The following is a 4,024-nucleotide window of genomic DNA, read 5'->3' as shown; positions in this document are numbered from 1 at the left end:
ATTCAGAAGCGGGTACACTTGTTGAACGGGAGGTTTTGGGGAACGGTGCAAAAGCTACTGCAAGTACTGTAGGAAGCACTGTTCAAAATGGCGAGGCCGCGACAGGGCTTCTGAGTACTCAGTTGGCCAAGGATGTAAAATCGTATCTTACGGATATCCAGAGTTTGACCGGTAGGCAGTTCACCCCTCAACAATTGGAGCTTTTGAAAGCTGACCTGCGAGAGAATACTTATTCACGCTTATCTAAAGAGGAGGTTAAGTTGAACAGGGCAGAGTTTGATAGTAAGTTGCCAAGTCTGCGAGCAGAGTGGGAAAAAAACACAGGGGCGAGCTGGCCGAAAGAAACGTACATTGATAAATATGGAAATCAGGCTACTAGAAATTACGATGCCCATCATGTTATCGAAAATAAATTTGGCGGTAAGGCAGAGTGGTGGAATATTACACCTGCCATGAGAGGCGTGGAGCACCAAGGTGGTATTCACAGGGCCCAAGGGCCAGCGGAAAAAATATTTGGTAAATGATTATGAAAAATAAAGAAGAGTTAAAATCGTTGGTTGATACTGTGACGTCCTCAGAGGACTATGAGGGTAATTACGGCTACCGCATAACAGACACGAGTGCGACGTTATGCAATGTTGATGAGTCACATCGTCAGCAGGTTCCAGCTGACTATCTGGAATTTCTCACCGAGTTTGGTTTCGGGGAGTTAGACGCGGCATTTCATCTTGATGATGGTCCGGAGAAATATTCGACTATATGCGGCCGGGAAATTGAGGGCTATGAGGGTATTTACGTATTCGGTGGAAACTCTAGTGATATGCTATATGCTTTCGACGCAAAAAATAATTGGCAAGTTGTAGAGGTTAGTTCCGAATTGGATGGGGTTGATGTGTTGGCGTCAAGCTTTTCTGATTTTATCTTGGAACAGCTGAAGTACATCAAGTCCTTAGTTGAGCGGCGTGCGGCGTGCTGATTGTTAGCGTTGCGCTTTAAGAGGTGCAAAAGGGCCAGGCCAGATCGTTGTGCGCAGCGATAACGATTTCAGCGCAACGGTCAACGGAAACGGCAAACCCAAAACGTATATCAATGAAAACGGCGATTTGGCTCCACCCAACATCAACGGGACTGGCAGCGTCCAAACGCACGTGCGTGGTGGCAATTCTGAGAATTCGCCATATATCTGTTACTGATCCAATTGCAGCGTCGAACCCGAAAAACTATGGTGCTGATGAAATTGAGATCGACGTTAAGCGCTTACAGCGGGACATTGATTCCGGCGCACTGCCAGATACCAAATTTTTGACGAATCAACAGGTGACAGCGGAATTGCAATCGAAACTGGATGCAGCACGTGCAAGGTATACAAGAAACCCATCTGAGAATAATAGCGATTCGTTGATTAACGCGGAGAGAGATCTGGGGAATGCTAAGCGCGATGGTGAATGTTTGATTATGGGCTGTGTGCCGACCGACTATATTAAAAGAGTAAAAAAATAGGTATTTTTTATGGAGCCGAAAACATACGAACTGTTAAATAGCATTCCAGAGCATGCAGATTATGCCGTGACGGCAGGAGATTTGGATCCAGAGGATATTCCATAGGAAAGAATTGACGCTGTGCTGGATTTGCTCCGTCATGCGAGTAACAATGAGAAGCAATTCTTGGCTGCGAAACTACTGACCAGTTGGGGCGTCTATGAAGGCTTGATCGCTTTGGAAGGGAGTATGGAAAAAACCGAAGGCATCGAAGGAACCTATTCCCATCGACTACATGGGTACGACGACACTTATCGTCAAATACTCTTGGCTGTTACTCGGTATTTTGCCACTGTGGCTGATCGTGGGGAAGTCGAGGCGGCTAGAGTCCAGATCTATTCTCCGCTATCGAAGATTATTACTTTGGCGAGTAGTAAACCGTTCGAAATAGTAAGGATTTTTGATTTGGTGAAGAGGAAGAACTACTCAGAGTATGTACCTCTTGTTGAAGAGCACCTTGCCGCCATAATTGATCATCCCGAAGTGCATCGCTGGAAAATTTATGATGCTATTGATTTTTTGATGAGCTTTAATCCCGATTTCATTGCGTCTTTATTGAAAGAGAAAAAAAGTCAATTGATGATTTTAGGCCTGTGAGATAAGGGCGATAACCTCGGTGCAAAATCTACTGCAAGTACTGTAGGAAGCACTGCTCAAAATGGCGAGGCCGCGACAGGGCTTCTGGGTACTCAGTTGGCCAAGGATGCAAAGTTGTATCTTACGGATATCCAGAGTTTGACCGGCAGGCAGTTCACCCCTCAACAATTGGAGCTTTTGAAAGCTGATCTGCGAGAGAACACTTATTCACGCTTCTAAAGAAGATGTTAAGTTGAACAGGACAGAGTTTGACAGTAAGTTGCCAAGTCTGCGAGTAGAGTGGAAAAAAAAGGCGCGAGCTGGCCGAAAGAAACGTACATTGATAAATGTGGAAGTCAGACTACTAGAAATTACGATGCCCATCATGTCATAGAGAATAAAGTTGGCGGTAAGGCAGAATGGTGGAATATTTGCAAGCGGCGTTGGATTCAGGAAAAGCCAAGGTTCAAGGTGTAACAGTCAAAGTCGGTGTTCCCGCCCCCAGTAAAACAGGTGTAGCAGAATTTAAGGTGGAACCATGGACCAAGAAGTAATTCAGTGCGAGCGCTCGGGCGTAAACCCCAAATGGCCCTCCTACAAAAGTGTGCTGGGGCGCATAGCCAAGGGACCACACGTCTCAAATGAATACGAGTTGAATGGCATCCGTGAATATGTTGAGCGCGGCGATGCATTTGCGAAGCCATCAATGCCTGTACCGAATAGTGACAACGTTACGCGTAGTAGCTCCGAATGGATGGCCGTCACACGAGCCCACAAGGTATTGGCAACCGCACCAGATAACCCGCAATGGCTTCTGGAATTGGCCCATTGGCTGCGCTATTACCAAGTAGGAATTTGGCAGTTGTTCTTCTGGGCGGGCCAGTTCGACATTATTGCCAAAGCGGCAGGCAATGATCGACGCCGCCAAAACTACAGCATCCAAACCGCCACCAATATGATGGCCGCCATGGCGATCCTAGGCTGGAAGGATGCCGTCATCCATCAGGGCTATCTCACCCATGCGGCCCTCAACCGTGGGCATCAATTAGTGATTGAGTACGAAGAGCAACACCGCCGCGCCCAAGCGTTTATGCTGCGTGTGTTTGCCGATTGGGTGGGCGATGTCTCGCATCAATGGCCTGCTTATGCTTACGACGAACCCATCTACGAAGCCTTGTTGGCCAAGTGGCGCACTCCCAGCCCCGACGACCTGATGCCCTGCCTGTTGGCCGCGTTTGACCGCCACACTTGGCAAGCCGGCAAAGAGAGCCAGAAGAATTCCTACGACTTCAATCAGGACTGGCACTTGGAGCGCGTGCCGGTGGAAATTCTCTATATCCTGCGCCTGCGCCAGTGGGAAGGTTTAGCCAATCCGCAGAAGATTCATCATCCGCTGCTGGCCGCACCCTTTGACCAATTGCCACCCGAGCAACCAGTGCCTGAGTTGGACGAGTTGATGCAAGGTGTGCTAAAGCGCGCAAGGGAAGACTGGCCCCAGTACGATGAAGTGCTGTCTTTGCCAGCATTGAAGAGTTGAATAGGTGCAAAAGCGACAGGAGAAGCTACTCAGATCCCAGGTCGAGTACAGTTTCGTATAAACATTGCCAATGGTCGTACGGAAACGACCCCTCTTCGTGATAACAGCAATCCTGTATCTGCGGGTTTCGATCACGTTCTGGATGGGCATTTTAATAGAGGGCGGCCGTAAAAACTGAGTGCAACTTCAGGTCTTACCGCAGGCTTCACCGCTGGCGTCATTGACCCGCAGTTGGGGGGTTCGACCTCTCCACATGGAGCGGGGCGGGTGGCTTTGCTCTTCATGCCGGTGCACAAGGTCTGGCTTCGGGAGCGATCAACACTGCCGTTAACGGCGGTAGTCTGGGTGACAATCTGGTCAACGGGTTGGTCA

General features: G+C 48.7%; 3 protein-coding genes and 3 pseudogenes. All 6 read left to right on the top strand.

Translation table 11 applies throughout. The features are described 5' to 3' along the window. Positions 1 to 524: pseudogene (locus tag QRN38_RS27850) on the top strand (hypothetical protein); the annotation flags it as partial. Positions 525 to 526: 2 nt separating this feature from the next. After that, the gene (locus tag QRN38_RS27845) at positions 527 to 976 is read left to right on the top strand and encodes an SMI1/KNR4 family protein (protein ID WP_057419002.1); all 450 of its coding nucleotides are present in this window, start codon (positions 527 to 529) and stop codon (positions 974 to 976) included. Between the two features lie 113 nt (positions 977 to 1,089). Next, positions 1,090 to 1,500 (top strand): hypothetical protein, encoded by a 411-nt coding sequence (locus QRN38_RS27840; protein ID WP_233594477.1) that lies wholly within the window; start codon positions 1,090 to 1,092, stop codon positions 1,498 to 1,500. A 9-nt stretch (positions 1,501 to 1,509) separates the two neighbouring features. Then, positions 1,510 to 2,141 (top strand): annotated as a pseudogene (locus QRN38_RS27835) (hypothetical protein). A gap of 836 nt (positions 2,142 to 2,977) precedes the next feature. After that, entirely contained in the window at positions 2,978 to 3,652 is a 675-nt protein-coding gene (locus tag QRN38_RS27830; RefSeq protein WP_057419003.1) for a hypothetical protein, read from the top strand. A gap of 290 nt (positions 3,653 to 3,942) precedes the next feature. Beyond that, positions 3,943 to 4,024: pseudogene (locus QRN38_RS27825) on the top strand (hypothetical protein); the annotation flags it as partial.

It is taken from the genome of Pseudomonas sp. CFBP2511 (assembly GCF_030209255.1).
GTDB classification, from domain to species: domain Bacteria; phylum Pseudomonadota; class Gammaproteobacteria; order Pseudomonadales; family Pseudomonadaceae; genus Aquipseudomonas; species Aquipseudomonas avellanae.
The sequence above is the reverse complement of the archived record's forward strand: the minus strand, read 5'-3'. Positions and strand labels throughout refer to the sequence as shown.